This is a genomic window from Stenotrophomonas sp. RG-453 (genome assembly GCF_033843685.1).
Taxonomy (GTDB): Bacteria; Pseudomonadota; Gammaproteobacteria; order Xanthomonadales; family Xanthomonadaceae; genus Stenotrophomonas; species Stenotrophomonas bentonitica_A.
Genome location: NZ_JAMYED010000004.1, coordinates 137985 through 163350, shown reverse-complemented (window position 1 = coordinate 163350; position 25366 = coordinate 137985). Strand labels below are relative to the sequence as shown.

20 protein-coding genes are annotated in these 25366 nt (G+C 67.6%); 11 read left to right on the top strand and 9 right to left on the bottom strand.

All coding sequences use genetic code 11. The features are described 5' to 3' along the window. Nucleotides 1-42 precede the first annotated feature (42 nt). The 4 genes from mtnA (at nt 43) to NJD74_RS09055 (ending at nt 7150) form a co-directional block, all read left to right on the top strand. Complete coding sequence (mtnA, locus tag NJD74_RS09070; protein WP_070470499.1) at nt 43-1104, top strand: S-methyl-5-thioribose-1-phosphate isomerase; 1062 nt, start codon at nt 43-45, stop codon at nt 1102-1104. Between the two features lie 217 nt (nt 1105-1321). After that, the gene (gene gyrA / locus NJD74_RS09065) at nt 1322-4021 is read left to right on the top strand and encodes a DNA gyrase subunit A (RefSeq protein ID WP_019184337.1); all 2700 of its coding nucleotides are present in this window, start codon (nt 1322-1324) and stop codon (nt 4019-4021) included. A gap of 200 nt (nt 4022-4221) precedes the next feature. After that, nucleotides 4222-6714 (top strand): membrane-bound PQQ-dependent dehydrogenase, glucose/quinate/shikimate family, encoded by a 2493-nt coding sequence (locus tag NJD74_RS09060; protein ID WP_319624030.1) that lies wholly within the window; start codon nt 4222-4224, stop codon nt 6712-6714. Nucleotides 6715-6835: 121 nt separating this feature from the next. Then, nucleotides 6836-7150 carry a hypothetical protein gene (locus tag NJD74_RS09055; protein ID WP_319624029.1) on the top strand — a complete coding sequence of 105 codons (315 nt, stop codon included), beginning with the start codon at nt 6836-6838 and terminating at the stop codon, nt 7148-7150. Nucleotides 7151-7179: 29 nt separating this feature from the next. Here the strand turns inward: NJD74_RS09055 and NJD74_RS09050 are convergent, their stop codons facing one another. Next, nucleotides 7180-7572: a DUF3037 domain-containing protein gene (locus NJD74_RS09050; protein WP_019184334.1), complete on the bottom strand. Its 393-nt coding sequence runs from the start codon at nt 7570-7572 to the stop codon at nt 7180-7182. Further along, nucleotides 7550-8326, bottom strand: a complete 777-nt coding sequence (locus NJD74_RS09045) for a HipA family kinase (RefSeq protein ID WP_319624028.1) — start codon at nt 8324-8326, stop codon at nt 7550-7552. The genes NJD74_RS09050 and NJD74_RS09045 overlap by 23 nt, the downstream gene beginning before the upstream one ends. 185 nt (nt 8327-8511) lie before the next feature. Here NJD74_RS09045 and NJD74_RS09040 point away from each other — a divergent pair, with 185 nt between their 5' ends. The 4 genes from NJD74_RS09040 (at nt 8512) to NJD74_RS09025 (ending at nt 12656) form a co-directional block, all read left to right on the top strand. Continuing rightward, nucleotides 8512-10983, top strand: coding sequence for a prolyl oligopeptidase family serine peptidase (locus NJD74_RS09040; protein WP_319624027.1), 2472 nt, complete (start codon nt 8512-8514; stop codon nt 10981-10983). 117 nt (nt 10984-11100) lie between these two features. Further along, complete coding sequence (locus NJD74_RS09035; protein ID WP_319624026.1) at nt 11101-11547, top strand: hypothetical protein; 447 nt, start codon at nt 11101-11103, stop codon at nt 11545-11547. Nucleotides 11548-11646: 99 nt separating this feature from the next. Then, nucleotides 11647-11970, top strand: a complete 324-nt coding sequence (locus NJD74_RS09030) for a hypothetical protein (RefSeq protein ID WP_139146277.1) — start codon at nt 11647-11649, stop codon at nt 11968-11970. A 14-nt stretch (nt 11971-11984) separates the two neighbouring features. Continuing rightward, on the top strand, nt 11985-12656 hold the full coding sequence (locus tag NJD74_RS09025; RefSeq protein ID WP_070470483.1) for an HAD family hydrolase: 672 nt from the start codon (nt 11985-11987) through the stop codon (nt 12654-12656). A gap of 32 nt (nt 12657-12688) precedes the next feature. On the opposite strand, the gene NJD74_RS09020 is transcribed toward NJD74_RS09025, so the two are convergent. Beyond that, entirely contained in the window at nt 12689-13228 is a 540-nt protein-coding gene (locus NJD74_RS09020) for a thioesterase family protein (protein WP_070470481.1), read from the bottom strand. A gap of 81 nt (nt 13229-13309) precedes the next feature. Here NJD74_RS09020 and NJD74_RS09015 point away from each other — a divergent pair, with 81 nt between their 5' ends. Both NJD74_RS09015 and NJD74_RS09010 read left to right on the top strand, forming a co-directional pair. Continuing rightward, entirely contained in the window at nt 13310-13885 is a 576-nt protein-coding gene (locus tag NJD74_RS09015; protein ID WP_102787972.1) for a TetR/AcrR family transcriptional regulator, read from the top strand. A gap of 85 nt (nt 13886-13970) precedes the next feature. Beyond that, nucleotides 13971-14702, top strand: coding sequence for an SGNH/GDSL hydrolase family protein (locus tag NJD74_RS09010; RefSeq protein WP_070470477.1), 732 nt, complete (start codon nt 13971-13973; stop codon nt 14700-14702). Between the two features lie 42 nt (nt 14703-14744). Here the strand turns inward: NJD74_RS09010 and NJD74_RS09005 are convergent, their stop codons facing one another. The 6 genes from NJD74_RS09005 to hutI form a co-directional block, all read right to left on the bottom strand. Continuing rightward, nucleotides 14745-16877 carry a TonB-dependent receptor gene (locus NJD74_RS09005; protein WP_319624025.1) on the bottom strand — a complete coding sequence of 711 codons (2133 nt, stop codon included), beginning with the start codon at nt 16875-16877 and terminating at the stop codon, nt 14745-14747. Nucleotides 16878-17112: 235 nt separating this feature from the next. After that, a complete protein-coding gene (locus NJD74_RS09000) occupies nt 17113-18543 on the bottom strand; it encodes a serine hydrolase domain-containing protein (protein ID WP_319624024.1) in 1431 nt (476 codons plus the stop codon). Between the two features lie 117 nt (nt 18544-18660). Further along, nucleotides 18661-20328: a urocanate hydratase gene (hutU, locus tag NJD74_RS08995; RefSeq protein WP_319624023.1), complete on the bottom strand. Its 1668-nt coding sequence runs from the start codon at nt 20326-20328 to the stop codon at nt 18661-18663. Continuing rightward, complete coding sequence (gene hutG / locus NJD74_RS08990) at nt 20325-21158, bottom strand: N-formylglutamate deformylase (protein ID WP_102787969.1); 834 nt, start codon at nt 21156-21158, stop codon at nt 20325-20327. The genes hutU and hutG overlap by 4 nt, the downstream gene beginning before the upstream one ends. Then, a complete protein-coding gene (gene hutH, locus NJD74_RS08985; RefSeq protein WP_102787968.1) occupies nt 21155-22696 on the bottom strand; it encodes a histidine ammonia-lyase in 1542 nt (513 codons plus the stop codon). Before hutH ends, hutG begins: the two co-directional genes overlap by 4 nt. Nucleotides 22697-22719: 23 nt before the next feature. Further along, complete coding sequence (gene hutI, locus NJD74_RS08980; protein ID WP_319624022.1) at nt 22720-23919, bottom strand: imidazolonepropionase; 1200 nt, start codon at nt 23917-23919, stop codon at nt 22720-22722. A gap of 63 nt (nt 23920-23982) precedes the next feature. On the opposite strand from hutI, the gene NJD74_RS08975 reads away from it, so the two are divergent. Beyond that, nucleotides 23983-25359, top strand: a complete 1377-nt coding sequence (locus tag NJD74_RS08975; RefSeq protein ID WP_319624021.1) for a formimidoylglutamate deiminase — start codon at nt 23983-23985, stop codon at nt 25357-25359. The last annotated feature ends 7 nt before the right edge of the window (nt 25360-25366 follow it).

The window sequence follows — 25366 nt, the reverse complement described above, 5'->3', positions numbered from 1 at the left end:
CGCGCGATTCCGCCTGCATCGGCACGCCGCTACAATGGGCCGATGAACGCATCCACCGACATCGACTACGCCCGTTACGACCATATCCGCCCGATCCTGTGGACCGGCGAGAGCCTGCAGCTGCTCGATCAGCGCAAACTGCCGTTCATCGTCGAGCACGTGGAGTGCCGCGACAGCGACGCGGTTGCCGAGGCCATCCATGCGCTGACCGTGCGCGGCGCACCGGCGATCGGCATTGCCGCCGCCTGGGGCGTGGTACTGGCGGCCAATGAGGTCCAGGCCGACGATGGCGCCCAAGCGCTGTTGAAGCTGGAGCCGGCCCTGCAACGCCTCAACGCCTCGCGCCCGACCGCCGTGAACCTGGCCTGGGCGCTGGCCCGCATGCGCCGCGCGCTGGCCCCGGCCGGTGCCGACTGGCAGCAGGTGCTGGCCGCCGAAGCCCAGGCCATCGCCGAGGAGGATCTGGCCGCCAACCGCCACATGGGCGCGCTGGGCGCCGGCCTGATCGAGGCCGGCAGCGGTGTGCTCACCCACTGCAATACCGGCTCGCTGGCCACCGCCGGCTTCGGCACCGCGCTGGGCGTGATCCGCGCCGGCATGGCCCAGCACCGCATCGCCCGCGTGTTCGCCGGCGAGACCCGGCCGTGGCTGCAGGGCGCGCGCCTGACCGTGTGGGAGCTGCAGCAGGATGGCATCGATGCCACCCTGATCGCCGATTCGGCCGCCTCGCACCTGATGAAGACCGGTGCGGTCCAGTGGGTGGTCGTGGGCGCGGACCGCATCTGCGCCAACGGTGACACCGCCAACAAGATCGGCACCTACCAGCTGGCCATCGCCGCCCGCCACCACGGCGTGAAGTTCATGGTGGTGGCGCCGTCCTCCACGGTGGACATGGACACTGCCGACGGCGAGCAGATCGAGATCGAACAGCGCGATCCTGGCGAGCTCTACGGCGTGGGCGGCACCCGTACCGTGGCCGAGGGCATCGCCGCCTGGAACCCGGTCTTCGACGTCACCCCGGGCAGCCTGATCGACGCCATCGTGACCGAGCGTGGGGTGATCCTGAACCCGACGGTGGCCAACATGCAGTCCGCGTTCGGCTGAGGCCGGCTGCGGCGCGTGCCATGACCGACGGTCGTGGCCTGCCCAAGCGCCCGCCAACGCCCCCGTAAGTTCCTGATTCTTGCCGGTAAAACCCCCGTAAAAGCGGGCGGAAAATGGCCCGCTGTGGTAGAATCCAACGGTTAATCGAGATTCCGGCGCAACCGCCCCGAAAGGGCGGTCGTGACGGACTGGACCGCCACCAGACAACGGAACCCGAATGGCAGAAACCGCCAAGGAAATCATCCAGGTCAACCTGGAAGACGAGATGCGCAAGAGTTACCTCGATTACGCGATGAGCGTGATCGTGGGGCGCGCACTCCCGGATGCGCGCGATGGCCTCAAGCCGGTGCATCGCCGCGTGCTGTTCGCGATGAGTGAACTCAACGCGCACGCCAACAAGCCTTACTTCAAGTCGGCGCGTATCGTCGGTGACGTCATCGGTAAGTACCACCCGCATGGCGATCAGTCGGTGTACGACACGCTGGTGCGTCTGGCACAGCCGTTCTCGCTGCGCTACATGCTGGTCGATGGCCAGGGTAACTTCGGTTCGGTCGACGGCGACTCCGCCGCGGCGATGCGATACACCGAAGCCCGCATGTCCAGGCTCACCCATGAGCTGATGGCCGACATCGACAAGGAAACGGTCGATTTCCAGCCCAACTACGACGAAAAGGAACTGGAGCCGACGGTCATGCCGACCCGGTTCCCGAACCTGCTGGTCAACGGTTCGGCCGGTATCGCGGTGGGCATGGCGACCAACATCCCGCCGCACAACCTGACCGAATCGATCAACGCCTGCATCGCGCTGATCGACAACCCCGAGATCGACGTCGACGGCCTGATGGAGTTCATCCCGGGCCCGGACTTCCCGACCGCGGGCATCATCAACGGCACCGCCGGCATCGTCGCCGGGTACCGGACCGGTCGTGGCCGTGTGCGCATCCGCGCCAAGGCCGAGGTCGAAGTGGCTGACAACGGCCGCGAATCGATCATCGTCACCGAGATCCCGTACCAGGTGAACAAGGCCCGGTTGATCGAGAAGATCGCCGAGCTGGTCAAGGAAAAGAAGCTCGAAGGCATCAGCGAACTGCGCGATGAGTCCGACAAGGACGGCATGCGCATCTTCATCGAGATCAAGCGCGGCGAGTCGGCGGAAGTTGTGTTGAACAACCTCTACCAGCAGACCCAGATGGAGTCGGTGTTCGGCATCAACATGGTGGCGCTGGTCGATGGCCGCCCGCAGTTGATGAACCTCAAGCAGATGCTCGAGGCGTTCGTGCGCCACCGCCGCGAAGTGGTCACCCGCCGCACCGTGTTCGAACTGCGCAAGGCGCGTGCGCGTGCGCACGTGCTGGAAGGCCTGACCGTCGCGCTGGCCAACATCGACGAGATGATCGAACTGATCAAGACCTCGCCGAACCCCACCGAGGCGCGCGAACGCATGCTCGCCCGCCTGTGGGAGCCGGGCCTGGTCGGCTCGATGCTGGGCGCCGCCGGTGCCGAAGCCTCGCGTCCGGATGATCTGCCCAAGGGTGTGGGCCTGCTCGCGGGCGGCTACCAGCTGACCGAGATCCAGGCGACCCAGATCCTGGAAATGCGCCTGCATCGCCTGACCGGGCTGGAGCAGGACCGCCTGACCGACGAGTACAAGCTGCTGCTGGAAACGATCGCCGGGCTGATCCATATCCTGGAAGATCCGGACCGTCTGCTGCAGGTCATCCGCGAAGAGCTGATCAACGTGCGTACGGAGTTCGGCGACGAGCGCCGCACCGAGATCCGCCACAGCGAAGAAGACCTGGACATCCTCGACCTGATCGCCCCGGAAGACGTGGTGGTCACCCTGTCGCACGCCGGCTATGCCAAGCGCCAGCCGGTCAGTGCCTACCGGGCCCAGCGCCGCGGTGGCCGTGGCCGCAGTGCCGCCTCGACCAAGGAAGAGGATTTCATCGAACAGCTGTGGCTGGTCAACACGCATGACACGCTGCTGACCTTCACCAGTGCGGGCAAGGTGTTCTGGCTGCCGGTCCACCAGTTGCCGGAGGCCGGCTCCAACGCCCGTGGCCGCCCGATCATCAACTGGATTCCGCTGGAAGCCGGTGAGCGGGTCCAGGCCGTGCTGCCGGTGCGCGAGTACGCCGAAGGCCAGTTCGTGTTCTTCGCCACCCGCAACGGCACGGTCAAGAAGACCCCGCTCAGCGAGTTCGCCTTCCGCCTGGCGCGCGGCAAGATCGCGATCAACCTCGATGAGGGCGATGCGCTGGTCGGCGTCGGCCTGACCGATGGCGAGCGCGACATCCTGCTGTTCGCCTCCAACGGCAAGACCGTGCGCTTCGGTGAGGACAAGGTCCGCTCGATGGGCCGTACCGCCACCGGCGTGCGCGGCATCAAGATGCCCAAGGGTGAGGAAGTGGTCAGCCTGATCGTGGCCGAGAGTGCCGGCGGCAGCGAAGACGAGAACGAGGATGAGAGCCAGGTCGACGAGACCGTGATCGACAGCGGCGATGCCGTGATCGAGAACGGCGCCGACGATGACAACGCGCTCTACATCCTGACCGCGACCGAGAACGGCTACGGCAAGCGCACCCCGCTGCCGGATTACCCGCGCAAGGGCCGTGGCACGCAGGGTGTGATCGGCATCCAGACCACCGAGCGCAACGGCAAGCTGGTGCGTGCGGTGCTGATGGGCCCGCGCGACGAAGTGCTGCTGATCTCCGATGGTGGCACCCTGGTGCGTACCCGCGGTTCGGAAATCTCGCGCGTCGGCCGCAACACCCAGGGCGTGACCCTGATCCGTCTGTCCAAGGAAGAGAAGCTCCAGGCGGTTGAACGCATGGATGCCTCGCTGGATGAGGGTGTGGAAGAAGATGCACCGGCGGCCGTCGAGGCCAGCCCGGTGGTGGCACCGCCGGAGGCGTAAGCCCCTGCGGCAGTGACACGGAAAACGCCGGCACATGCCGGCGTTTTTCGTTGTGGGGCAGGGAGATTGCACGCTTTCATCGTCGGCTGTGCCGACGCTGGCGGCTGCAGCAAAGAACGCGCAACGTTCACGACCCCGGTGGGATAAGAGCCGCGGGGCCGGCGGCAACGTCGGCGATCTTCGCGCTTCAGGAGAAACCGATGTCCACCACGACGCAGACCCGCCGCCCCCGCCATTGGCTGGTGGCTGTGCTGGCAATTGTCATTCTGTTGCTGGGCGTTGTATTCACCGCGGGCGGCGCCTGGCTCGCCAGCCTCGGTGGTTCCTGGTACTACGTCCTGGCCGGCGTCGGCCTGCTGATCTCCGGCGTGCAGCTGTGGCGGGGCCGCTACAGCGGCGCGCTGTGGTTCGCGCTGGTGTTCGTCGGCACGCTGCTGTGGACGTGGTGGGAGTCGGGCAGCAACTATTGGCGCTGGGTGCCGCGCCTGGGTCTGATCGTGGCGATCGGCTTCGTGCTGTCGCTGCTGCTGCCGACGTTGGATCGCCCGGTGTCGCGCAAGGTCTCGCGCGGCATCGCCGGCGTGCTGGCGCTGGTGTTCGTGGCGGCCTTCACCCTGGCCTTCGTGCCACATGGTGTTACCGAGGCACAGGGCGCCTTCCCCGAGCCGATGACCAGCACCGGCCTGGCACCCACGGCCGACGCGCCCCTGCAACCGGCCGACCGCCCGGTGGACGGCGACTGGGCCGCCTATGGTCGCAACAACGCGGCAACGCGTTTCTCGCCGCTGCAGCAGATCACCCCGGACAACGTGGCCAAGCTTGAGCAGGCCTGGCTGTTCCGCACTGGCGACCTGCCGGAGAAGCGCTGGGGTGCGGAAACCACGCCGCTGAAAATCGGCGACAGCCTCTACCTGTGCACCGCGCGCAATCAGCTGGTCGCGCTCAACGCCGCCGATGGCACCGAGCGCTGGCGCTACGACCCGAAGATCAAGGACAAGTCGATCCCGTACACCGCCGCCTGCCGCGGGGTCTCCTACTACGAAGTGCCCGCCACCGCGCAGGACACCGCGTTGAACGATGTGGCCGCGGACCTGGCCGTTCCCAGCGGCGTGCCCGTGCTGACCCAGGTGCCGCGTGGCGCCTGTGCGGCGCGCATCATCGAAGGCACCCTGGATGGCCGCCTGATCGCGGTCGATGCCGCCACCGGCAAGCCGTGCGCCGGTTTCGGCAACAACGGCCAGGTCGACATCACCGTGGGCATGGGCGACAGCCCGGCCGGCTATGTCTCCATCACCTCGCCGCCGGCGATCGTGCAGGGCGTGATCGTGACCGGCCACCAGGTGCTGGACGGTCAGCGCCGCGACGCGCCGTCCGGCGTGATCCAGGCCTACGATGCCGTTACCGGCAAACTGCGCTGGGCGTGGGACATGGTCCGCCCGGAGCGCAACGGCGCACCGCCGCCGGGTGAGACCTATACCCGCGGCACCCCCAACATGTGGACCACTGCGACCGGCGACGACGAACTTGGGCTGGTCTACCTGCCGATGGGCAACTCGGCCGGCGATTACTGGAGTGGCTCGCGGACCGAAAACGAAAACCGTTACGCCACCTCGCTGGTGGCGATCGACGTCAACACCGGCAAGCCGGCCTGGCACTTCCAGGCGGTGCGCAAGGACGTCTGGGATTACGACATGGGCTCGCAGGCGACCCTGATCGATTATCCGACTGCCGCCGGCAAAGTCCCGGCCCTGCTCCTGCCGACCAAGCAGGGCGACATGTACATCCTCGACCGTCGCACCGGCAAGCTGCTGACCCCAGCCGAAGAGCGCAAGGTGCCCACGGGCGGCGTCGAGCCGGAACAGCGCTCGCCCACCCAGCTGTTCTCGCTGTATCACACGCTGCGCAAGCCGGACCTCACCGAGCGCGACATGTGGGGCATGACCCCGATCGACCAGCTGGTCTGCCGCATCCAGTTCCGCAAGGCCAGTTACGAAGGTTTCTACACGCCGCCGACCGCGGACCGTCATTCCATCGAGTATCCCGGCTACAACGGGGGCTCGGACTGGGGCAGCGTGGCCGTGGATCCGCGCCGTGGCGTGATCGTTGCCAACTACAACGACATGCCCAACTACAACCGGCTGGTGCCGCGCGAGAAGGCGGACAAACTGGGGTGGCTGCCGCGCGAGGATGTGACCGCCGACAAGGGCGGCGCCGAAGGCGCGGGCGATCCGCAGGTGGGCACGCCGTACGCCATCGACGTCAACGCCGGCTGGCGCCTGCCGTTCACCAAGCTGCTGTGCAAGCAGCCGCCCTACGGTGGCATCCGCGCGGTCGACCTGCGTACCGGCAAGACCCTGTGGGACCGCCCGTTCGGCAGCGCCCGCGGCAATGGGCCGTTCGGCATCCGCTCCGGCCTGCCGATCGAGATCGGTACGCCCAACAACGGTGGTTCGGTGGTCACGGCCAGCGGCCTGATCTTCATCGCCGCGGCGACCGATGATCTGCTGCGCGCGATCGACCTGAAAACCGGCAAGGAACTCTGGCATGCCAAGCTGCCGGCCGGCGGCCAGGCCAACCCGATGATCTACGAGTTCGGTGGGCGCCAGTACGTGGTCATCATGGCCGGTGGTCATCACTTCATGGAAACCCCGGCCGGCGATTACGTGATCGCCTACGCGTTGCCGAAGGGGTGAGGGACGCCGCGTCGGATGTGGCCAGCGTTCCATTGACGCAAGGCCGGGCAGCGCCCGGCCGCTCGTTGCGCGACTACAGCGCTTCGCGCAGAAATCTGACAACGGGCCGCGTTCTCTCCCGGTGAGCCTGGACGGCACGCGCTGCCATGCTGGCCGGATGCCGAGTTCCTCTGTTCGATCTGCGCGATGTCCGCTGTCAAATGCCTGCTACGTCGTCACCACTGTCACCACCCATCAATTCCCGCTGTTCCATCATCACGGCAATGCGCAGGATGTCGCGCGCTGGCTGCGTGCTTCCGATGCGGAAAGACGCACGGAATCTTTCGCCTGGGCCATCATGCCCGACCGCGTGCATTGGCTGTCCCTCCCGATGCGGGCGGGGCTGGCCAGCGGTCTGCATGGCTATCCGTTTTCGTGGTCCCGCTGGCCGGTCTGAATGGTGACGGTGCCGCCGCCCCGACGGCGCTACGCCGGGACCCGCACCATCTTCCGCATCAGATGCTCGACCACGCCTGTCGGCTCTGCGGTACGGCCCACGTGCGTGCTCGACATCTGCACCACCGAGCTGCGCTTGGCGGTGAGGAAATGGAAACGTGCACGCGCAGGAAGCTGCGCGATCGGCCCGGCGTTCGCGTCACCGCGGCAGATCGCCACGATGGCATCCAGCCACGGCTGCAGGCCCTCGATATCCAGCGTCGGCGCGAAGGCACGCAGCCGCTCCACATCCAGCTCGATCGCCGCTTCCAGGTGCTTTGCGCCCGGGCAGGACACGATCACCCCGACGTTGATGAATTCCTCGCGCTCCACGCGGGGCACTACGCGGATCACCGCATAGTCATAGGTGTGCAGTGTGGGCACGGACGGCCTCCTGTACAAAAGCCGCGCGTACGCGAAGGCGGTGTTGCAGATAATCGATATACGCCTGGCGGTAAGCCGCTGGGCTGTCGAAGGCGGGTTCGTCCACCAGCCAGCTGTCCGGCACCAGGCCGACGATCCGCTCGATCTCGGCATCGGGCAGCATCACCGCGAGCGCAGAATCCACTTCGGCAATCTGCGTGGCGAAGGGCAGCAGTACATGATCGCGGATCAGCACGAACGGCTTACTGCAGGCCTCGCCGGCACTGGCCCAGTCGTGATGGAAATACATCGCTGCGCCATGGTCGATCAGGTACAGCCTGCGATGCCAGACCATCAGGTTGGGATTGCGCGCGGTGCGGTCCACGTTGCTGGTGAAGGCATCGAACCACACGATCTTCGAGGCCAGCTCGGCATCGGGCTGCATGGCCGCCGGGTCGTAGTTGATCGCCCCGGGCAGGTAATCACTGCCGAGGTTCAGGCCCTCGCGGGCACGGATCAGATCCTGGATTTCCGGGTCCGGTTCGGTCCGGGCGAACTCGCGGTCGAGCTCCACGAACACGATCTCCGGGATCGGCAGGCCGAGCGTGCGGGCGATCTCGCCAGCGATCAGTTCGGCGATCAGCGCCTTCGGTCCTTGGCCGGCGCCACGGAATTTAAGCACCACCATGCCGTCGTCGTCGGTCTCGACCACGGCGGGCAGGGAGCCGCCTTCGCGCAGCGGGGTGACATATCGGAGGGCGTGCACGGTTCGCATGGGGCATTCTAGCCGGGCCGAGGCCGGGCGTGACGCGTAAGGGGGCGCTACCCGGCACGGTGGAACGCCTCGCTTTGCAGTGTCGGGCGGTTGGCCCTTCCGGCCCATTCACACCGGTCCCGGCGGTGCTAGATTCGGGTCATGCCCCTGTTGCGGGCACTCGTTGACACTGCAAGGGGATAAGGATGCTGATCCGTCGTACTTCGCTGGCTGCGGCCGTTGCCGTTGCCACCTTCGGGCTGCTGCTCGCTGCACCGGCCTTTGCCGGTTACGCCACGCCGCCGGAGAGCCTGCTCAAGGTGCTCAAGGCACCGCCGCCGCCGACGCCCAGCGTCGACCCGACCGGCCAGCGCCTGCTGCTGACCACCACGCAGACCTATCCGTCGATCACCCGCGTCGCCCAGCCGTATCTGAAGCTGGCCGGCGTGCGCCTGGAGCCGAAGAACCGCAGCCGCCACGACACCCCGGGTGGTTATGGCATTCCACCGTGCGTGGGCGACTTCACCGTGGTCGATACCGCCAGTGGCCGCTCCACCAAGGTCGCCTTGCCCGGCGGGTGCGCCGGCATGGCGCAGTGGTCGGCCGACGGCCAACGCTTCGCGTTCCAGAACGTGGTCGATGACAGCGTGCAGCTGTGGATCGGTGATGCAGCGACCGGCCAGGTCCGCCAGGTGCCCAACGTCGCGCTGAACCCGATCTTCGGCAGCACCGTGCAGTGGCTCGGCGGCAGCCAGCAGCTGCTGGTCAAGCTGGTGCCGGCCAAGCAGGGACCGGCGCCGAGCGCCGAAGGTGCGATCGGCCCGGACATCCAGGAGTCGCTGGGCACGGCTGGCGAAAGCAGCACCTACGAAGCCCGCGACACGCTGACCAGTGCCTACGATGAAGCGCTGTTCGCCTACTACGGCCAGTCGCAGCTGGCGGTGGTGAATACCGCCTCCAACACCGTGCGCACCGTCGGCGCCCCGGCGCTGCTCGACAGCATCGGGGCCGCCCCGGATGGCGTGCATGTGCTGACCAGAACACTCAAGGCACCGTTCTCGCATGCGGTGACCTACCAGCGTTTCGCCAATGACGTGGCCGTGCTGGATATCGCCAGCGGCCGCAGCACGCCGATCGCCAGCCTGCCGCTGGCCGACCGCGTGCCGGTGCACGGCGTGCCGGAGGGCCCGCGCGATTTCGATTGGCGCGCCACCGATCCGGCCACGCTGGTCTATGCCGAAGCCCTGGACAAGGGCGACTGGAAAGTCACGGTTCCGCATCGTGATCGCGTGCTGATGCTCAAGGCCCCGTTCACCGCCAAGCCCACCGAGATCGCCCGCACCGCGCAGCGTTTCGAAGGCCTGGCCTGGACCGCGCAGCCGGACGTTGCCTTCCTCGACGAGAACGACGAGAACCGCCACTGGCGCCAGACCCGCATCGTCAACGTCGACAACCCCAGGCAGGAAGGCCGGCTGTTGTGGGATCTCTCCAGCGATGAGCTGTACGAGGACCCGGGCAATTTCGTGTACCAGCGCCTGCCCAACGGCGCCTACGTGGTGCGTCAGGAAGGCAACTCGGTCTTCCTGCGCGGGCAGGGCGCCTCGCCGCAGGGCGATCGGCCCTTCCTGGATGCGCTCAGCCTCCGCAGCCTGAAGACGGAGCGTCTTTTCCGCAGCGATGCCGATGCCTACGAGCAGTTCATCGGCTTCAGCGCCATCCCGGGCCACCTGCTCACGTGGCACCAGTCGGTGACCGATGCGCCGAATGCATTCGTGCGCCTGCTTGGCGAGGACGTCGCCGACGCCAAGCCGGGCGAAGCGCAGGTCGTGTCCAAGCCGGCCGCGTTGACCCACCTGATGGATCCGACGCCGGAAGTGCGCCAGATCAAGAAGCGCCTGGTCACCTACAAGCGTGCTGACGGCGTGGATCTGTCGTTCACCCTGTACACCCCGCCGGGCTACAAGGAAGGCCAGCGCGTGCCGGCGATCCTGTATGCCTACCCGGCCGATTTCGCCAACGCGGCACAGGCGGGGCAGGTGTCCGGTTCGCAGCAGACTTTCACCCGCCTGGCGCCGTACCGGCTGATGCTGCTGGCCGGCTACGCGATCATCGACAACGCCTCGTTCCCCATCGTCGGCGACCCCAAAACCGCCTACAACACGTATCTGGAACAGCTGGAGGCCGATGCCAAAGCCGCGGTGGACAAGGCGGTGGACCTGGGCGTGGTCGACCGCAACCGGATCGGCGTCACCGGCCACAGCCATGGCGGCCTGATGACCGCCAACCTGATCGCGCATACCGATCTGTTCAAGGCAGGCGTCGCCACCAGTGGTTCGTACAACAAGACCTTCACCCCGTTCGGCTTCCAGAACGAACGCCGCTCGGTGTGGCAGGCGCAGGACGTGTACCTGAAGGCCTCACCGTTCTTCTACGCCGACAAGATCAAGCTGCCGCTGCTGCTGGTCCACGGCGAGGACGATGCGAACCCGGGCACCGAGCCGTTCCAGTCGCGCAAGCTGTTCCAGGCGATCCGCGGCAATGGCGGCACCACGCGCCTGGTGATGCTGCCGCACGAACCGCACTGGTATACCGCGCTCGAATCCAACGAGCAGCTGGTATCGGAAATGCTGAACTGGTTCGATACCTATGTGAAGAATGCGCCGCCGGCCAAACGCTGAGCCGAGGCATCGGTAACGCCTGGCATCAGAGTAACGGCCGCCCGTGATGGGCGGCCGTTTTTACATACAAGGCCGGCCGCAGCCTTACACTGCCGAAAAACGCACAAGGACGTGAGCATGGACATCCACGCTTGGGGACCGACGGTCAGCGGTGTCGCTGGCGGCCTGATCGCAACGTGGCTGGTGGCGTACTGGGCGAGGGGGTTGCAGACGCACTACCGTGGCTGGTCCCGGGCCGCGCTGCGGCGCCGTCACCGGACCACGATATGGACCGCCAACATCCTGCTCTTCGTGGGACTGCTGGGGGGTCTGGCCTTGTACCCGCTGGGTGGATTCGCCAGCAACGATCACCGCCCGGCATTCCTGGCGTTCGGGCTCGCCTCGTTGTTGCCCCTCTCTGCGCTGGTCATCATGCCGTTTCTGACCGGCCGAAGCGTGCGGGAGTCGCTCGTCGCGTTCGCGCTCGGCCAGGGCGCGCCGGTATGGGCAACGTATCTGCCGCTGGCAGGCGGCCTGGTCTGCCTCGGTGTGGCGATGGTGGGGTTTGTTCCTGGTGGGCGATGAGGCGTGACTTATGAGACCGGCCATCCCACTGCCAGCACGGGGGCGCTCGCGCGTTCTATGCTGTGCAGCCCCGCCTTCGATGTAATGCCGATGAAATCCGTGTTCCTGGCGTTGTTGCTGCTGTTGTCTGCTGGCCACGTCCACGCGGCGGAAACGTCCGAATTGCCACCATCGTGGACCGCGATCGGCGTCACCGTCGGCATGCCATACGCGCAGGCCAAAGCGCTGTTGCTCAAGGCAGGGTGGGTCGCCGAAGCGCCCGACAACGACGGCGATCCCGTCTTCGCCGCGCATCCGGAGGTGGATTGCGGGCAGGGCTGGGACGCGATCTGCTCGGCAGGATTCAGCCGCAGGAACGAGGCTTATGGGCTGGTACTGACGCCCACCGATGATGGCAACCTGCGCGTGCAGGGCGTCTTCTGAACGGAGTGACACGGATGTCCGAACGTACCGTAGTGGTCTTCGATTTCGATCTGACGCTGACCCGCTGGGAGACCGCCAGCCGTTTCTTCAAAACGCTGCTGCGGCGCCAGCCATGGCGGATCGCCGGGGTGCTGCTGGCACTGCCGGTGCTGGTTCCGCTCTGGGCACTGCCGCGCACGCGCCGGCGGCCGGTGCGCTTTGCGGTCTGGATGGCCACCTTCGGACGCAGCCGTGAGGCGCTGGTGGCGCTGGCGGTCGCGCATGCCGACGAGGTGTTCGCAGGACCGGAGCCGGTGTTCCTGGCGCAGGGCGTGGAACGACTGCGTCAGCATCTGGCGCAGGGCGACGAGGTCGTCATCGCCACCGGCTGCTGGGAGCCGCTCGCACGTGCGCTGCTTGAGCGCGAAGGTCTGCAGGACGTGCCGCTGGTCGCCTCGACATTGCGGCCGTTCCTGGGCGGGTGGATCAGCGAGTACCATTGTCTTGGCGAGAACAAGATTCCGATGCTGACCGAACGCGGTTATCCGCCCCCGTGGCGCATGGCCTATACCGATCATCGCGCCGATCTGCCGCTGCTGCGCAACAGCGAGCAATGGTGCCTGGTGAGCCCGGGTGAGACGTGCCTGCGGCGGATCGAACAGACGATGATGACCAAGGCGCAGATCGTTTCCTGGCGCAACGCCTGAGCGCTGCCGTCATCGCGTGATGGGGGCGGGCCTCAATCCTCTTTCATCGCCACTTCGGCTGCGAGCAGCGCCTGGGCCGCCTTGCTCAGTTCCGGCGACGGCACGCTGGGGGCACCGATGGCCTCCATCATCTCGTCGGTCGACACGAAGCGGCGGTGGCGACGGTCGTAGATGCCGGTGATCAGCAGGGCACGGGTGGCGACTTTTTCCTCGTCGCCAACCAGCACCCGCTGCTCCATGATGATGCGCGTACCGACCCAGCCGGCCAAGCGGGTCTCAAGCACGAAGCGCTGGAACGGCTTGAGTTCGCGCCGGAACTGGATGCTGCCTCCACTGACGATGGGGGCCCACTTCGAGCGCCACGCGACCCGGCCCAGGCCCATCCGGAACACCAGGTCCAGCCGGCCCAGATCGAAGATCGTCCAGTAGCGACCGTTGGTCATGTGCAGGTTGCTGTCGATGTCGTTGGGCAGCACCCGGAAGTTCAGTCGCGACACCGCCAGCGGGGCGGTCAGCCTGGAACGGAACGGCGAGGACAGCAGCAGGATCAGCAGGCGAAACCAGAGATTCATGGGCGGGGGCGCTCATCTCTAACAGTTGTCATAATTCAAATACGCTAATCTATGACACCCGTCTTAGCAAGGAGTCCGGCCATGAGTGCACGCCCTTCCGATGCCCCGCAACGCGTGGTCGCTGCGGCAGCGGAGATGCTGGCCACCTATGGCCTCAATGCCTCCAGCGTGCGCGAAGTAGCCAAACGCGCGCAGGCGCCGTTCGGTTCCACCTACCATCACTTTCCGGGGGGCAAGCAGCAGGTGTTGGCGCAGGCCACCACGCTGGCGGGCGCGAAGGTCGATGCGCTGCTCGATACCTGCCTGCAGGGAGCAGCGCCAGACGGGCTGGCCTTGTTCCTGGCGGCGTGGCGCGAGCGCCTGATCCGCTCGGATTTCCACGTCGGATGCCCGGTACTCGCCGCGGCAGTGGAAGAGCCGATCGATGATGCGCCCGATGACGCGCAGCGGGCGGCCGCCGAGGTGTTCGCGCGCTGGGAGGCGCGGCTGACCGAGGCGTTGCACCGCGGCGGCCGTCCACCCGACCAGGCCAAGGGCATTGCCACCATGATCATCGCCAGCATCGAGGGCGCCGTGGCGATGAGTCGGGCCACGCGTGACATCGGACCCTTCGATCGCGTCGCAGCGCAGCTTGAATCCCTGGTCGCCGATCGATGAGACTGTCCGCTTGCCCTCAGCGGAGCGCCATGCCGTGCCAGCCTTGATCCGTTCCACCCTCGTCGCGACGCTCGCGTTGTGTGCCATGCAACCGTTGGCACAGGCGCAGGATCGCCCGGCGATCAATCCGCTGTACCTCGTGCCTGCAGACCAGGCGACGCCCGCGCAGATCACGGAGATGCAGCAGCGCCTGCTGGATTGGCCGCAACTGCAGCGCTATCGCGACGAGAACGCGGCGTTGCCGCCGGTCGCCCCGGGTGCCAAGCGCGTGGTGTTCTACGGCGACTCGATCACCGAAGGCTGGGGCCCAACCGGCAGCGAGCGCTTCTTCCCGGGCAAGCCGTACGTCAACCGCGGCATCTCCGGGCAGACCACCGCGCAGATGCTGGTGCGCTTCCAGCAGGATGTCATCGCGCTGAAGCCGGCCGCGGTGGTGATCCTGGCCGGCACCAACGATATCGCCGGCAACACCGGGCCGGCGACGCAGGCGATGATCGAAGACAACCTGCATGCGATGGTGGAACTGGCGCAGGCGCACAACATCCGCGTGGTGCTGGCTTCGGTACTGCCGGTCAGCGACTACCCGTGGCAACCCGGCGTGCAGCCCGCCGGCAAGGTCACCGCGCTCAACCGGGCATTGCGCGCCTATGCGGAGCAGCAGGGGCTGGTCTATCTGGATTACCACACGGCCATGACCAACAAGGATGGCGGCCTGGACCCGGACCTGGCCACCGATGGCGTGCATCCCACGCCGGCCGGCTATGCGCGGATGGTGCCGTTGGCTGATGCGGCCGTCACCAAGGCACTGGCGCGCTGATACCCGGTGGCAGCCAGCTGGCCGAAAGGTGGCGCCATAACGTCAATCGAATCGCCAGCGCACCCCGGCATACACACCGCGCCCCTCACCGGGCGTGGAACGGGCGACATCCTTGCCGGCATCGTCGTAGCCCGGCGTGACCGTGGCCGCGTAGTGGCGATCGGCCAGGTTGCGCAGCTCCGCCCAGGCCTGCCAGCGCCCACCGGGGGCGTCGTAGCCGATGCGGGTGCCGAAGATCACGTGGCTGTCGGCGGCCATGCTGTTGGCGTAGTCGACGAACATCTTCGACGCATACTCGGTGTTCAGCCCGGCATAGAAGCCGGCCGGGTGGTCGTAACGCAGTTCGGCCTGGTAGTAGTGGCGCGGCAGGCCGGGCAGGCGGTTGCTACCGAAGCGTGCATCATCGCGGTAGCGGAAGTCGCTGAAGGTGTAGGCCTGGCGCAATGACAGCCGCCCGCCGACGCCCTGCCACAGCGCACTGTCCAGGCCGGCTTCGATGCCACGGTGTACGGTCGGGCTGGCGTTGGATTCGGCGATGAACAGGTTCGGCACCGGCTGCACTTCCACAGTGAGCAGCTCGTGGTTGAGGCGGGCGTAGTAGCCGGTCAGCTCCCAGCGGCCGAGCGCGCTGTCGCCACGTGCACCCAGTTCCAGCGTGGTCGCGGTCTGGTTGTCCAGTTCCACTGGCGCGCGCTGGCGGCCGGTGGAGGCGCCATTGCCGGCGGCGAAATACTGGTTCGAGCCCCAGATCATCGACCACGGGTGCGCAGGTTCTACCGAGCGGCTCAGGTTGCCGAACCACTGTGTCTGCGGCGTCTGCTGCCAGGTGAAGCCGAGCCGCGGCGCGTAATCCCATTGCCGTTCGGAGAGCCGTTCCGGCGTGGCCGGCCAGGTGACCTGCACATCGCGGCGGGTGTGGATGAAGGCCAGGCCGGTCTGCAGGCGCAGCGTCTCGCTCAGCGCCAGATCGTTGCCGAGGTGCAGCACGCTGTCGGTTCCGTAATGCTGGAAGTCGCGGGTGTGCGTGCCGGCGGCGTAACCGTTGCTGGCAAAGCGCAGCGTCTCGCGCACGTTCGCGTCCAGATCATGGGTCACGCGCAGGCCGATCGTGGTCACGCTGTCATGCCCGAACAGCGCATGCCCGCGGCGGTAGTCCAGCGTGCCGTTGAGGTTGGCGTAGTCCAGCTGCTGGCGGTACAGGCTTTCGTTCAAGTCCATCGGGTACTTGTGGTACACGAGGCCGGCCTGCAGCGACGAATCTGCATCGATGGTGTAGGTGGTGGTGTTGCCGATCCAGGTGCTGCCCGGCTGCGGGCGGCGCGCATCGATGGCCAGGTTGGCCGGGTTGGCGGCACGTGGGTCGTTGCGGATCTGCGCGCGGGTCAGGCGCCCCGGGGTTTCGTGATCGGTCTCGCGATAGCGCAGGAAGAAGCGCGTCTCCAGATCCGGCGTGAGCTGCCAGCCGATGTTGGCCACGGCGCCCTTGCCCTTGCCGGCGGCGTGCTGCTGATAGCCGTCGTACTCGGTATCGGTGTAGGCCAGGAAGTAATCAACCGCGTCCCGCACGCCGCCCAGGCTGATCCCGCGCTTCTGGTAACCGCGTGCGCCCGCTTCGTAGTGCAGCTCCAGCCCGGGCGTGTCGCGGCCGCTGCGGGTGATGTAGTTGACCGCACCGCCCAGCGCCAGCGCGCCGCGCTCGAACCCGTTGGCACCGCGCAGCACCTCCACGCGGCTCAGCCACAGCGGCTCCAGCAGCTCGTACGGCGTGCCGCCCGGACCGGTGAGCGGCAGGCCATCCAGCGAGACCGACAGGCCGGAGGCATGCGCACCGGGCGCCCGGTTGAGGCCCGAACCGCGGATGGAGACCTTGACGCCTTCATTGCCGGCGCTCTGCGCGCTGATGCCGGGCTGGTAGGCCAGTACATCGGCAGTGCCGGCGACGCGGCCCTGGCCGATCTGCGTCATATCGACGACGTTGCCTGCCCCGGGCACCCGGTCGAGCGCGCGGCGCGCAGCCTCGGTGGCATCGGCGGCGGTAACGTTGACCGCGTCCAGCGTGACGGCCTGGCCAGCAGGCGCGGCGTGGGCGGTGCCGTTGGTGGCAAGGCTGGCCAGCAGGGCGGCGGCGAGCAGCGACAGGGCAGGGGCGGTGGAGCGATTCGAGAGGGCAGTCATTCGTGCGCGATATCAGTGCGGACACGGCCCGCGTCGCCGCGGCACCCTGTCAACTTCATGTGGGGCGCGCAAGTTAACAGGATGTGGCGTGTTCGTCACCCTTGTCGGGCGTATGGAGCCAAGCGCTCACCGACGACCGGGTGTCGGTAGTGCCGGCCGCTGGCCGGCTCGCCAGGATCTACGCGATCCGTTGCGTGAGACCCATGACCGCGTGGTTGCCGGCCATCGGCCGGCACTACCGGGCCGCTGCCAGCGCTTTCGACTTGGCGTACAGCCGTTCGGCCTGCTTCGCGTCGCCCAAGGCGGCATACGTTTCTGCCAAGCTGTCCCAGGCATTGGCCGAGCGCGGGAACAGCGTCGCGTTGAAGGCGAACAGCGGCAGCGCGGTGGCATGGCCCAGATTCTCGGCCACCGCGTAGCCCACGCGGTTGATGTCCTGCTCCAGCATCGGCTGATCACCGCGCCCGGTAGTGATGAGCCACTGTTTCAACGCGGTTGTGCGTGCGGCCGTCTGCGGCTCCAGTGCGTAGGTGATCAGCCTTTCCGACAGGGCCTCGCGAGGGAACTGCATCGGGGCCACCACCGCCATGGTGCTGTCCACCAGCGTGCGCGACCACACATTCTTCGCACTGCCGTTGGTGAGGTAGATGAAGCTGTAGGTATCTCCGGCCAGGCCGTCGGCGAAGGCGATCCGCGCACGCACCCGCGTGCCACCATCATGCCCGACGAGGCGGTACTCGCCGCTTTCTTCGAATTCCCAACCCGTGGAGAAGCCGCTGCGCCGTCCGTTGTCCAGCACCTGTGGCTGCCACAGCTGCTGCAGCGTGGCACGACCCACCAGCTCACCGCGGGCCAGGGCCAGCAGGAAGCGGTCCAGATCACCGACGGTGGCATGCAGTGCGGCATGCCCGTAGGCATAGGATGGCCAGGCGATGTCGTCTTCGCGCTGCAGCGCGCCCTGTTTGCCGGTGTAGGCGATGGCGATCTCGTGGCGCGCATTCGTCGCCGGGCCGAGCGAGGTATGCGTCATCGACAGCGGTCGCAGCACGCGGTCCCGAACGATCTGTGCATAGGGCTGCTGGTACTGCGCTTCCAACAGCGCGGTGAGGACCAGATAGTTTGTCTGCGTATACCGATTGGCAGTGCCCGGCGTGAACTGCAGTGGTGCGCCGGCGAGTGCCTTGAACACCTCCGCCGCCGTGGTCGGGAAGCGGTTGCCCTGCGAGGTGATCACCTCACCTTCCCGATACTGGAAATACTCGGGAACGCCGGACGCATGGTTGAGGAACTGCCGCACGGTGATCGCCTGCCAGGCCTCGGTCAGATCGGGAAGATAGCGGCTGGCCGGTGCATCCAGCTCGACCCTGCCGGCCTCCACCCGTTGCATGACCAGAGCGCTGACAAGCAGTTTGGCCAGCGAATAAGCGTTGAACACCGTCTCGGGTGTCACTGGTTGGTGCGTGGTGAGGTCGGCCTCTCCGGCGACGGCCTGCGCAAGCAGCGTGCCGTTATGCCGTATCAGCACTGCCTGGCCGGCGATGCCGTAGCGATCGGCGTTTGTGTGGAGTTGCCGGGTGATCCGGGCGTCGAACTCCGCGGCGCGCGCGGTGCCCGACGGCGGCGATACCGCGAACAGCAGGACCGCGACAAAGGCGAAACGACGCATTGCGGGCATCCGCGTGGGTGAGCCCGCACAGTAGGAAGCGCTGGCACCCCGGTCAATGCGGCGGAAGTCACCCCCGGTCACGAAAGGCCCCGACCGTGGGGCCGGGGCCGCCCCGCATCAGCCCAGAATCCCAGGCAGATCCAGCCCCTTCTCCTTCGCGCACTCCACCGCGATCTCATAGCCTGCATCGGCATGCCGCATCACGCCGGTGGCCGGGTCGTTCCACAGCACGCGCGCGATGCGCTTGGCCGCCGCGTCGGTGCCATCGCAGACGATGACCATGCCCGCATGCTGCGAGAAGCCCATGCCGACGCCGCCACCGTGGTGCAGCGACACCCAGGTCGCGCCACTGGCGGTGTTGAGCAGGGCGTTAAGCAGCGGCCAGTCGGAGACGGCATCGGAGCCGTCGGCCATCGCTTCGGTTTCGCGGTTCGGCGAGGCGACGCTGCCCGAATCCAGGTGATCGCGGCCGATCACCACCGGTGCCTTCAGCTCGCCATTGGCGACCATCTCGTTGAACGCCAGGCCGAGTCGATCACGATCGCCCAGGCCGACCCAGCAGATGCGCGCGGGCAGGCCCTGGAACTTGATCTTTTCGGCGGCCATGTCCAGCCAGCGGTGCAGGTGCGGGTTATCCGGGATCAGCTCCTTCACCTTGGCATCGGTCTTGGCGATGTCTTCCGGGTCGCCACTCAGCGCGGCCCAGCGGAACGGGCCGATGCCGCGGCAGAACAGCGGGCGGATGTAGGCGGGCACGAAGCCGGGGAAGTCGAACGCATCGTCCACGCCTTCTTCCAGTGCCATCTGGCGCAGGTTGTTGCCGTAATCCACGGTCGGCACGCCGAGTGCGTGGAAGGCGAGCATGGCGCGGATGTGGTTGGCCATGGAGGCGCGCGCGGCGGCTTCGACGTCCTTCGGCGCGGAGACGCGTTTTTCATCCCACTCTTCCACGGTCCAGTCCTGCGGCAGGTAGCCGTTGACCGGGTCGTGCGCCGAGGTCTGGTCGGTCAGCAGGTCCGGCTTCACGCCGCGGATCAGCAGCTCGTCCAGCACGTCGGCAACGTTGCCGAGCAGGCCCACCGAGAGCGGCGTCTTCGCGGTGCAGGATTCCTCGATCAGGCGCAGCGCTTCGTCGAGGTTGTCGGTCCAGGTGTCCAGATAGCCGGTACGCAGGCGCATTTCGATGCTGCTCTTGCGGCACTCCACCGCCAGGCACGAGGCGCCGGCCATCACCGCAGCCAGCGGCTGCGCGCCGCCCATGCCGCCCAGCCCACCGGTGAACAGCCATTTGCCGGCCAGGCTGCCGTTGTAGTGCTGGCGGCCCATTTCCACGAAGGTTTCGTAGGTGCCCTGCACGATGCCCTGCGCGCCGATGTAGATCCAGCTGCCGGCCGTCATCTGGCCGTACATGGCCAGGCCCTTCTTGTCGAGCTCGTTGAAGTGGTCCCAATTGGCCCAGCGCGGCACCAGGTTGGAGTTGGCGATCAGCACCCGCGGGGCGTCCACGTGGGTACGGAACACACCGACCGGCTTGCCGGACTGCACCAGCAGGGTCTGGTCATCCTCCAGCCGCTGCAGCGTCTCGATGATCTTGTCGTAGCTTTCCCAGTCGCGCGCGGCGCGGCCGATGCCGCCATAGACCACCAGCTCCTGCGGACGCTCGGCCACGTCCGGGTGCAGGTTGTTCATCAGCATGCGCAGCGGGGCTTCGGTCAGCCAGCTCTTGCAGGTCAGCGTGGTGCCGGTCGGGGCGAGGATGGTGCGGGTGGAATCGAGACGGGTCATGCAGCACTCCGGGACGTAGCGAAGTCGAGACAGGCATCGAGCACCTGCTGCAGCGTGGCGCGCAGCGGGGCGGCGTGATCGGGATCCAGCGGCGTGGGCCAGCTGTGCTCATCCACGGCCTCGGGCTCGTGCATGTAGCCGCGGCAGGCCAGCTCCATCTGCAGCGTGTGCACGCCGCCAGGGATGTCGCTGTAGTGACGGGTGATGTAGCCGCCCTTGAAGCGGCCGTTGCGCACATGGCTCATGCCGCTCATCGCACACAGGTTGTCGACGACATCGGTGAGCGCGTTGTCGCAGGTGGTGTCCCCATTGGTGCCGAGGTTGAACTGCGGCAGCTGGCCATCGAACAGGTGCGGGATGTGCGAGCGGATCGAGTGCGCGTCGTACACCACCACGGTGCCGTGCTGCGCACGCAGGCGCGCGATCTCCGCAGCGAGGGCGTCGTGGTAGGGCATGAACCAGGTAGCGCGGCGCCGTGCGATCTCGGCTTCGTCCGGTCCGTCGCCATCGCGGTACAGCGGCTGGTTGTCGAAGGTGGTCAGCGGGCACAGGCCGGTGGTGTTCTGGCCCGGGTACAGCGAGGTGCCGCTGGGGTCGCGATTGAGATCGATGACCGAGCGCGACACCGCCGAGCGGAGCGTGGTGGCGCCCATCTGCTGCGCGAAGGCATACAGATCGTGCACCCACCAGTCGGCATCGCGGCGGGCCAGCCACGGCGAGATGAACTGCGCGGCCAGTGCATCGGGCAGCTCGGTGCCGGTATGCGGGAAGCTGACGATCAACGGTGCATCGCCACGGTGAATCTGCAGCCAGTCCGGGTGCGCGGTCATGACAGCGGCTCCAGCGGCGGGAGGATGTCGCCCAGGCCTTCGGCCAGCACGCCGCTGCGGACCAGATCGGTCGCGGCCACCATGTCCGGATGGAAATAGCGGTCGTCTTCCAGCGTGGGCACCTGTGCGCGCAGGCGCTGGCGCACCGCTTCCAGCGCATCACTGGAGCGCAGCGGGGCGTGGAAATCGCAGCCCTGCGCGGCGGCGAGCAGCTCGATGCCGATCACGTTGGCCGCGTTCTCGGCCATCGCCATCAGGCGGCGCGCACCGTGGGCGGCCATCGAGACGTGGTCTTCCTGGTTGGCCGAGGTCGGGATCGAGTCGACGCTGGCCGGATAGGCGCGCTGCTTGTTTTCCGAGACCAGCGCAGCGGCGGTGACCTGCGGAATCATGAAGCCGGAGTTCAAGCCCGGCTTCGGGGTGAGGAAGGCCGGCAGGCCGGACAGCGCCGGGTCGACCAGCATCGCGGTGCGGCGCTCGCTGATCGAGCCGATCTCGCACACCGCCATGGCCAGCATGTCGGCCGCGAAGGCGACCGGCTCGGCATGGAAGTTGCCGCCGCTCAGCGCCTCGTTGGTATCGGTGAACACCAGCGGATTGTCGGACACGCCGTTGGCTTCGATCGCCAGCGTGGTCGCGGCCTGGCGCATCACGTCGAAGGCCGCGCCCATCACCTGTGGCTGGCAGCGCAGGCAGTACGGGTCCTGCACGCGCACGTCGTTGTCGCGGTGCGATTCGCGGATCGCCGAGCCCTGCATCAGGGTGCGCAGCGCGGCGGCGGTGGCGATCTGCCCGCGCTGGCCGCGGATGCTGTGGATGCGCGGGTCGAACGGGGTGTCCGAGCCCTTGGCCGCTTCCACCGAGAGCGCGCCAGTGACCAGCGCCGCACGGAACACGGTATCGATCGCGAACAGGCCGGCCAGTGCGTAGGCCGTGGAGTACTGGGTGCCGTTGAGCAGGGCCAGGCCTTCCTTCGCACCCAGCACCAGCGGGGCCAGGCCGACGTTGGCCAGTGCCTCGGCAGCGGGCAGGCGCTGACCATCGACGAAGGCCTCGCCGACACCGATCATCACGCTGGCCAGGTGCGAAAGCGGGGCCAGGTCGCCCGACGCGCCAACCGAGCCCTGGCACGGAATCACCGGAATGAAATCGTGCTGCAGGAACGCTTCCAGCAGGGCCAGCGTCTGCGGGCGGATGCCCGAGGCGCCCTGGGCGAGGCTGGCCAGCTTCAGCGCCATCATCAGCCGCACGACCGGCGCCGGCATCGGCTCACCCACGCCGGCCGCGTGCGAGAGCACGATATTGCGCTGCAGGGTTTCCAGATCCTCGCGCTCGATGCGCACGCTGGCCAGCTTGCCGAAGCCGGTGTTGATGCCATACACCGGCGCGCCCTTGGCGACGATGTCGGCCACGGTCTGCGCACTGCGCAGCACGGCGGCGGCCGAAGCCGGGTCCAGCCGCACCCGCGCGCCGTCATGGATCGCGCGCCATTGCGCCAGCGTGACGGCGCCGGGGTGCAGGGTCAGGGTAGTGCTCATGAAATCTCCAGACATCACTAGGTTCAGACGGGTTGGCCGCGCATCACGCGGGCGTGCAGGGGGTTGAAGCCCATGCGGTAGACGAGGTCGGCAGGCGCCTCGATGTCCCACACGGCCAGATTGCAGTCCAGGCCGACGGCGAGCCGGCCGATCCGGTCCTGCCGGCCAAGGGCGCGCGCCGCTTCACGGGTGAAGCCGGCGATGCACTCCGCCACGGTCATGCGGAACAGGGTGGCGGCCATGTTCATCGCCAGCAGCGGGCTGGTCAGCGGCGAGGTGCCGGGGTTGGAATCGGTGGCCAGTGCCAGCGGCACGCCCGCCGCGCGCAGTTCGGCGATCGGGGGCAGGGTGGTATCGCGGGTGAAGTAGAACGCGCCCGGCAGCAGTACCGCCACGGTGCCGGCGTGGCGCATCGCGGCGATCCCGTCGGCATCAAGGTGTTCGATATGGTCGGCCGACAGCGCACCGTGACGCGCCGCCAGGGCGGCACCATGCTGGTTGCTCAGCTGCTCGGCGTGGATCTTGATCGCCAGCCCGTGCTGCCGCGCGGCGACGAACACCTGTTCGGCCTGCGCAGCGCTGAAGGCGATGTTCTCGCAGAACACGTCCACCGCTTCGGCCAGCCCAGCGGCGGCAACGGCCGGAATCATGACGTTGCAGACCTCGTCGATGTACTCCTGTGCCTCGCGGCCCGGCGGGATCGCATGCGCGCCGAGGAAGGTCGGCACGATCTCGACCGCGCGCTGGCGGCCCAGTTCGCGCGCGACCTGCAGCTGTTTGGTCTCGTCGGCCAGGGTCAGCCCGTACCCGGATTTGATCTCCAGCGTGGTGATGCCTTCGGCCAGCATGGCGTCCAGGCGGGGCAGGCTGGCGGCGAGCAGGTCGGCTTCGCTGGCGGCGCGGGTGGCGCGCACGGTGGAGACGATGCCGCCGCCGGCACGGGCGATGTCGGCATAGCTCACGCCCTGCAGGCGCTGCTCGAACTCACCGGCGCGGTTGCCGGCATAGACCAGGTGGGTGTGGCAGTCGATCAGGCCGGGGCTGATCCAGCGCCCGCCACCGTCGATGCGCTGGGCCGGCTGCAGATGATCGGCCGAGCCGGCCGTGCCGACATGCACGATGCGCCCATCGGTCGCGGCGATGACGCCATCCTCGATCACGCCCAGCCCCGGGCCATCGACGGTGATCAGGTTGGCGTGGTACCAGAGGGTGTCACAGTGCATGGCAGCAACCACATCGGTGTATATGTCTATACAATATAGGCGCCTCTTCCGGGATGTCCAGTGATGCCAGCCAACCCCGCACCGATCCTCCGTTTCCACGCCACCCACGCGCTGCTGCCACAGGGCTGGGCGCGCGATGTGCGCATCGCCAGCCAGGGCGGCATGCTGGTCGAGGTGACCCCGGGGGTGCCGGCCGAGGCGGGTGATACCGCGTTGGCCATCGCCCTGCCGGGCCTGGGCAACCTGCACAGCCACGCCTTCCAGCGCGGCATGGCCGGGCTGACCGAGATCGGTGGCAACAGCGGGGACAGCTTCTGGAGCTGGCGCGAGCTGATGTACCGTTTCCTGGCGCATCTGCAGCCCGAGGCCATGCAGGCGATCGCCGAGCAGGCCTATGTGGAGATGCTGGAATCCGGGTTCACCCGGGTTGGCGAGTTCCACTATCTGCATCACGGGCCGGACGGTGCGCCTTACGCCAACCGTGCCGAAATGGCCGAGCGCATCGCCGCTGCCGCCCGGTCCAGCGGGATCGGCCTGACCCTGCTGCCGGTGTTCTACGCACATGCCGATTTCGGTGGCGCCGCGCCGAACCCGGCCCAGCGCCGGCTGATCCACGATGTGGATGGTTTTGCCGAGCTGCTGAAGGGCTGCACGCGCGCGCTGCAGGGCCAGGACGATGCGGTGCTCGGTTTCGCCCCGCACAGCCTGCGCGCGGTGACCGGCGAGGAACTGTCGGCGTTGCTGCCACTCAACACCGGCCCGGTCCACATCCACATCGCCGAACAGACCCGCGAGGTCGATGCCTGCGTGGCCTGGAGCGGGATGCGCCCCGTGCAATGGCTGTACGAACACGCGCCGGTGGACGCACGCTGGTGCCTGGTGCACGCCACCCACATCACCGGGGCGGAGCTGCAGCAGATCGTGGCCAGCCACGCGGTGGCCGGGCTGTGCCCGATCACCGAGGCGAACCTGGGCGACGGCCTGTTCCCGATGCAGGCGTTCGCGCGCGCCGGTGGCCGGTTCGGTGTCGGTTCCGACTCCAACGTCCTGATCGACGCGGCCGAAGAACTGCGCCTGCTCGAGTACGGCCAGCGCCTGCACCTGCGTGGGCGCAACGTGCTGGCCCCGGGCGATGGCCAGTCCACCGGCCGCTGGCTGTACGAACAGTCGTTGAACGGTGCTGCGCAGGCGCTGGGCGTGGCCAGCGGGCTGCTGGTCGGCGCACCTGCCGACCTGGTCGAGCTCGATCCCGATCACCCGGCGCTGATCGCCCGCGACGGCGATGCCTTGCTTGACAGCTGGGTGTTCGCCGCACGTAATGGCGCCGTGCGATCGGTATGGCGCCAGGGTCGCCAGTTGGTCCGTGACGGTCGCCACCCGCAACGCGAGGCGGTGGCCGCACGGTTCGCCGCGGCACTTCGACCGTTGTTGAGGGTCTGATCCGACC